The following is a 5,835-nucleotide window of genomic DNA, read 5'->3' on the forward strand; positions in this document are numbered from 1 at the left end:
TCACCCTGACCGGTTTCGTGGACGGCGCGGCCCGTGCGTGGGCGGCGACCCGCTGCGCCCAACGGGTGCGGGGGGTACGCGTGGTGGCCCCCTCGGCCCCGCCACCCGCCGCCGGAGGGAGGAGGCAGGTTCAGTTGTCGGTCAGGACGTCTCGGCGAGCGTCACGGTCGCCGTCTTCTCGGCGCCGTTGCGCTTGAAGTGCACCTCGACCCGGTCGCCGACCTTGCCGGCCTGCACCGCGCCGACCAGGTCGTCGGAGTCGTTGATCACCTTGTCGCCGAAGCGGGTGACCACGTCGCCGCGCTGCAGGCCGGCCTTCTCGGCGGCGCTGCCCGCCGTGACCGAGGCGATCAGCGCGCCGCCGCCCTCGGCCTGGTTGACGCCGACCCCGAGCGACGGGTGGCTGACCTTCTCGCCGCGCTGGAGCTTGCCGGCGACGTCCTTGGCCTTGTTGCTGGGGATGGCGAAGCCGACGCCGATGTTGCCGGTGCTCTGCCCGGAGGTGGCGATGGCGGTGTTGACGCCGATCACCTCACCCCGGGTGTTGACCAGCGCGCCACCGGAGTTGCCGGGGTTGATCGGCGCGTCGGTCTGCAGCAGCCCGGAGATCGAGCTGACCGCCTGGCTCTGCTGGTTCGGGTCCTGCTGCTGGCCCTCGCCGGCCCGGATGGTGCGGTCCCGGGCGCTGAGGATGCCCGCGGTCACCGAGCCCTGGAGGCCGAGCGGGCTGCCCAGGGCGAGCACCTGGTCGCCGACCTGCATGGCGTCGCTGTCGCCGAACGTGGCCGGCTTGAGGTCGCTCACCCCGTTGGCCTTGACCACGGCCAGGTCGGTCTTCGGGTCGGTGCCGACGATCTTCGCCTGGGCGTTCTTGCCGTCGGCGAAGACGACCTGCACGGTGTCCCCGCTGGCGGAGGCGACCACGTGGTTGTTGGTGAGCACGTAACCGTCGGCGCTGAGCACCACGCCGGAGCCCTCGCCGCTGTCGGTGGCGATGGAGACGACGCTGTCCTGTACGGACGCGGCGATCTTCGGCAGGTCGGCGCTGTTGAGCACGGGAGCCGCGGAGTAGGTGCGGGTGACGCCGCCGTTGTCGCCGTCGAGGGCGAGCGCGAGCGCCCCACCGGCGACGCCGGAGCCGAGCATCAGGGCGAACACCGCGACGCCGGCGCCGGCGAACTTGGCGATCCGGCCCGGCCGGGGCCCGGCGCCGGGCGGCGTGGCCTGCGGACCCCAGGGCGGCACGGGCTGCCCCGGCTGGTGCTGCTGGTGCTGGGCGTGCTGGGGGTAGGCCGCGCCCGGCTGGCCCCCGCCGGCCCAGCCGGACTGCTGGCCCGCGTGCCAGCCGGCGCCCGGGTACTGGCCGGCGGCCGGCTGCGGGTAACCGGAGTAGCCGGGCTGGCCCGGGTAGCCAGGCTGGCCGGAGTGGCCGGGCGCCGGGTGGGCGGAGACCGGGTACGGCGGCGCGGATCCACCAGCGGCGGCCGGCGTCTCGTACCCCGTGGGCTGGCCCACGGTCGGCGGCTCGTACCCGGTCGGCTGCCCGGTGTGGGGAGCGGACCCGGTCGGTCCGTCGGGAGCGGCGGACGCGGCCGGAGTGGCGACGGTGGGCGCGGTGTCCCCGTCGGTCGAGACGACCGGGACGGGGGTGGTCGGAGAGTCGGACTGCGCGCGCTCGTCGCGCGGCAGCTCGGCGGTGGGGTGCGACGGCTCGGCGTCGGTGGGGGCCGGCCGGCGCTGCGGGTCGGACTCGAACTCGGTCATGGGACTACCTTCTCCCCCGGCACTGCAACCAACCTGGAACCGTCCTGGAAGTTGGCTGAAAGTCACTCGCCCGGGTCGTCGCCCTTGGGCACCTGCGGCAGCCGGACCCGGAAGGTGGCTCCGCCACCGGGTGTCTCGAGCACCTCGACCGAGCCGTGGTGGGCGGCGACCAGCGCCGCCACGATGGCCAGGCCGAGGCCGGTGCCGGTGTTGCCGTCGGCCCGTCGGGTCCGGGCCGCGTCGGCCCGGTAGAACCGCTCGAAGACCCGCTCGGACTGTTCCCGGGAGAGACCGGGGCCGGTGTCGACCACCTCCACGACGGCGAGGTTGCCCGGCTCGGCGCGCAGGCGCACGCTGACGTCGGCTTCCGGCGGGGTGTGGGTCAGCGCGTTGGTCACCAGGTTGCCGATGATCTGCCGCAGCCGCGCGTCGTCGGCGTAGACGACGAGCGGGCCGGAACCGGGCTCGATCTCCAGCTCGATCCGCCGGTCCGGAGCGATCGCGCGCGCCGCCTGCACGGCGTCGGAGGCCAGCACCGGCAGCTCCACCGGGGCCAGCGAGAGCGGGCGTTCCCGGTCCAGCCGGGCGAGCAGCAGCAGGTCCTCCACCAGCAGACCCATCCGGGCGGCCTCGTCCTCGATGCGGCGCAGCAGCCCGGCGGTCTGCTCCGGCGCGCGGGCCGCGCCCTGGCGGTACAGCTCGGCGAAGCCACGGATGGTGGTCAGCGGGGTGCGCAGCTCGTGCGAGGCGTCCGCCACGAACTGCCGCATCCGCTCCTCGGAGCGTCGGGCCCGCGCCTCGGACGCCTGGGCGGCGGCGGCCGCGTCCCGGGCGGTGCTCTCCGCCGAGCGGGCCGCCGTCTCCGAGGCCGCCCGGGCGGTGAACGCCGCCTCGATCTGGGTGAGCATCGCGTTCAGCGCGCGGGAGAGCCGGCCCAGCTCGGAGGTGGGGTGCTCGTGCCCCTGCTCCGGGTCGGGCACCCGGCGGGTCAGGTCGCCACCGGCGATGGCGGCGGCGGTCCGTTCGATCTCCACGAGGGGCTTGAGGCTGGTCCGCACGATCGCCGCGCCGACCGACGCGAGCAGGATCAGCACCGCCCCGCCGACCAGCAGGTCGATCCAGGCCAGCCGCTTGACGGCGAGGTCGACGTCGGTCAGGTGCTCGCCGATCGCCGCCATCTGACCGCTGGGTAGCTCCGTGTAGAGCATCCGCCAGCGCACCGAGCTGTCCCGGGCGCGAACGGTGAACGGATCACCGTGGCTCTGCTCCTGCGTCTGGAACCCGGCGGCGTCGCTCGGCCACGGCGGCAGATCGCTCACCGAGAAGCGAGAATCGTCGTAGACGGAGATCTGCACCTTGCCGGTGGTCGGGCTGGTCAACACCACCAGGTAGTCGCTCGGCAGCGAGACACCTGTCGACTTCGGCGTGATGGACTGGATCCGGTTGGCCGAGTCCCGCAGTTCGAGGTCGATCTGGCCGACCAGATAGCTGTGCAGGAAGTACGCGGTCGAGACACTGATCACCACCAGGGCACCGGAGACCAGCGCGAGCACCGAGGCGACCAGCTTCACCCGCAGCGGTACGCCCCGCAGCCGCCCCTTGGCCTGCTGGACCGCGTTCACGCCGCCGGCTTGCGCAGCACGTACCCCACGCCGCGGAGGGTGTGGATCAGCCGAGGCTGGGTGGTGTCGACCTTGCGCCGCAGGTAGGAGATGTAGGACTCGACGATGTTGTCGTCACCACGGAAGTCGTAGTTCCAGACGTGGTCGAGGATCTGCGCCTTGGACAGCACCCGGTTGGCATTGAGCATCAAATAGCGCAGCAGCTTGAACTCGGTCGGCGAGAGCTGCACCCGCTGCCCGGCCCGGTGCACCTCGTGGGTCTCCTCGTCCAGCTCCAGGTCGGCGAAGGTGAGCCGGGACGGGGCCTGCTCGCCGGTGGTGGTGCGGCGCAGCACGGCGCGAATCCGGGCGGTCAACTCCTCCAGGCTGAACGGCTTGGTGACGTAGTCGTCGCCGCCCAGGGTGAGCCCGCGGATCTTGTCGTCGGTGGCGTCCCGGGCGGTCAGGAACACCACCGGGGTACGCGTGCCGCCCTCGCGCAGCATCCGGATGACCTCGAAGCCGTCCAGGTCCGGCAGCATGACGTCGAGCACGACCAGGTCGGGCCGGTGGTCCTTGGCGGCGTTGAGGGCCGCGCTGCCGCTGGTCGCGGTGGCCACGTCGAAGCCCGCGAAGCGCAGGCTCGCGGAGAGGAGTTCGAGGATGTTGGGGTCGTCCTCGACGACGAGAAGTCGCGCCTCGGTCTGGGTAGCGGGCATGGGCCCAATCATCGGTGACCTCACTGCACCGGCGCTGGACGCTCGCTGGAAAAACCCTGTGAGTCGCCGGGCAGCCGGGCGGATGTCAGCGCAGCAGCCGGCGCAGCCCGTCCAGGGCGCCGTCGAGCAGCCGGATCGCCGTGCGCAGTTGAGTGTCGCTGAACTGCCGCGCCCGCGCCAGACGGCTCACCTCGGCGGTGAACGAGGCCAGCCGCTGATCGAACTCGTCGAGCAGGGCGGCGCGCGGCACGTCGGCCGACGGGGGCCGGTACGGCGACGCGGGCGGCTCCCACCGCGTACGCCGGGTCTGCCGGGTGGCCTCGCTCAGCTCCCGCTTGAGGTCGCGCGTCGAGCCGCGCACCTCGCTGCGGATCTCGCCGGCCAGGGTGGAGAGATCCGCCACCGAGGCCGCGATGTCCGCTTCCAACGCGGTCAGCTCACCGGCGCGCTGGCGCAGCTCGGCGAGGCCGGCGTCGGTGATGGCGTACGTCTTGCGGCCCCCGGCGGCGGTGTGGCTCACCAGCCCCTCGACCTCCAGCCGTTGCAGCCGGGGGTAGATGGTGCCGGCGCTGGGCGCGTAGAGCCCGAGGAACCGGTCCTCCAGGAGGCGGATCAGCTCGTAGCCGTGCTTGGGGCCGTCGTCGAGGAGCTTGAGCAGGTAGAGCCGGAGCCGCCCGTGGCTGAACACGGCGGTCACGGCAACTCCTCCTCGTCGGCAGTCACCGGTCGGGCGAGGAGCGAAATGCTCCCCGACGTCGCGGAGGCCCAGAGCTTACCTTCGCCGGCGCCGAGCACCCCCTCGCTGCTCGGAAGCGGGAATCGCGAGTTGCGCACCTGCGGGAAGCCGCTGGTGATCCGACCGGAGGCGGTGTTCAGCCGGACGGCGAGGTCGCTGTCCTCGCGGACCCGGACGGTGATGCTGCCCGAGATGGTGGTGAGCCGGATCTCGCTGCGTCGGGGGTTGTCCAGGTCGCAGGTGATGGCGCCGGAGACGGTCTGCGCCCGTACCCGGTCGGCGGCGCTGTCGGCGAGGGTCACCTCCCCGGAGACGGTCTCCAGGGTGAGGTCACCGCGCACGCCGAGCGCCTCCACCGGCCCGGAGGTGATCTTCGCGGAGGTGCTGCCGCGCAGGCCCATCAGGGTGATCTGGCCGGAGACGACGTGGGCCGTGGTCTGCCGCCGCAGACCGGAGGCGACCAGCGACCCGGAGACCAGGTCCAGGTCGGCGAGGACATCGGCGGGCACGGCGACGGAGACGTCCACCCGCGGATAGCGGTGGATCATCTGGAACCACCGCAGGACCTCCGACCAGCCGTGGCCGCGTTCCTGACGGATGGTGAGCCGGCCGTCGGAGTGGTCGATCAGGACGGGCCGACGGCCGACGTGGGTGACGTCGATCCGGGTCGGGCCGTCGGTGGCGACGACGTTGAGTCGTCCACTGATCAGGCGGACGTCCAGCCGGGTGACCGGGCCGTCCACGGTGAGCCGCTGCGGGCTGTCGACCGTCCATCCGGCCATGACGTCCTCCCCTCGGCGACGCGCCCACGCGCGCCGACGAGGAGACCCTAACGCGATACATCGCGACACACAAGACTGTCGCGAGTCGTCACCGCGACCCTGACCACGGCGCCAGCCACCAGCCCCGGCCTTCCAACGACGAGGGGAAGGGATGCTCCGGTCGCCTCCTTTGCTCTGCTTCAACCCAGGCAACACAAGCGGGCCGCAAGTGTTGCGTGGGTTGAAGCAGAGCA

At 72.7% G+C, this 5,835-nt stretch carries 5 protein-coding genes and 1 pseudogene; 1 reads left to right on the forward strand and 5 read right to left on the reverse strand.

Translation table 11 applies throughout. The features are described from left to right. Positions 1 to 89 (forward strand): annotated as a pseudogene (locus tag AB0J68_RS25215) (ornithine aminotransferase); the annotation flags it as partial. Positions 90 to 141: 52 nt separating this feature from the next. On the opposite strand, the gene AB0J68_RS25220 reads toward AB0J68_RS25215, so the two are convergent. From AB0J68_RS25220 to AB0J68_RS25240, 5 genes are all read right to left on the reverse strand, one after another. Further along, positions 142 to 1,764: a trypsin-like peptidase domain-containing protein gene (locus tag AB0J68_RS25220; RefSeq protein ID WP_363940652.1), complete on the reverse strand. Its 1,623-nt coding sequence runs from the start codon at positions 1,762 to 1,764 to the stop codon at positions 142 to 144. A 62-nt stretch (positions 1,765 to 1,826) separates the two neighbouring features. Beyond that, entirely contained in the window at positions 1,827 to 3,386 is a 1,560-nt protein-coding gene (locus AB0J68_RS25225) for a HAMP domain-containing sensor histidine kinase (protein ID WP_363940653.1), read from the reverse strand. Beyond that, on the reverse strand, positions 3,383 to 4,084 hold the full coding sequence (locus AB0J68_RS25230; RefSeq protein WP_030336721.1) for a response regulator transcription factor: 702 nt from the start codon (positions 4,082 to 4,084) through the stop codon (positions 3,383 to 3,385). The genes AB0J68_RS25225 and AB0J68_RS25230 overlap by 4 nt, the downstream gene beginning before the upstream one ends. Before the next feature lie 85 nt (positions 4,085 to 4,169). After that, entirely contained in the window at positions 4,170 to 4,781 is a 612-nt protein-coding gene (locus tag AB0J68_RS25235) for a PadR family transcriptional regulator (RefSeq protein WP_355138028.1), read from the reverse strand. Next, positions 4,778 to 5,602 (reverse strand): DUF4097 family beta strand repeat-containing protein, encoded by an 825-nt coding sequence (locus AB0J68_RS25240; RefSeq protein ID WP_354858518.1) that lies wholly within the window; start codon positions 5,600 to 5,602, stop codon positions 4,778 to 4,780. The genes AB0J68_RS25235 and AB0J68_RS25240 overlap by 4 nt, the downstream gene beginning before the upstream one ends. Between the last annotated feature and the right edge of the window lie 233 nt (positions 5,603 to 5,835).

Origin of the sequence: Micromonospora sp. NPDC049580 (assembly GCF_040675595.1) — a bacterium.
GTDB lineage: Bacteria > Actinomycetota > Actinomycetes > Mycobacteriales > Micromonosporaceae > Micromonospora.

Coding starts and splice junctions, on each gene's coding strand:
- AB0J68_RS25240 (WP_354858518.1), bottom strand. CDS start 5,602: ATGGCCGGATGGACGGTCGACAGCCCGCAGCGGCTCACCGTGGACGGC.
- AB0J68_RS25220 (WP_363940652.1), bottom strand. CDS start 1,764: ATGACCGAGTTCGAGTCCGACCCGCAGCGCCGGCCGGCCCCCACCGAC.
- AB0J68_RS25230 (WP_030336721.1), bottom strand. CDS start 4,084: ATGCCCGCTACCCAGACCGAGGCGCGACTTCTCGTCGTCGAGGACGAC.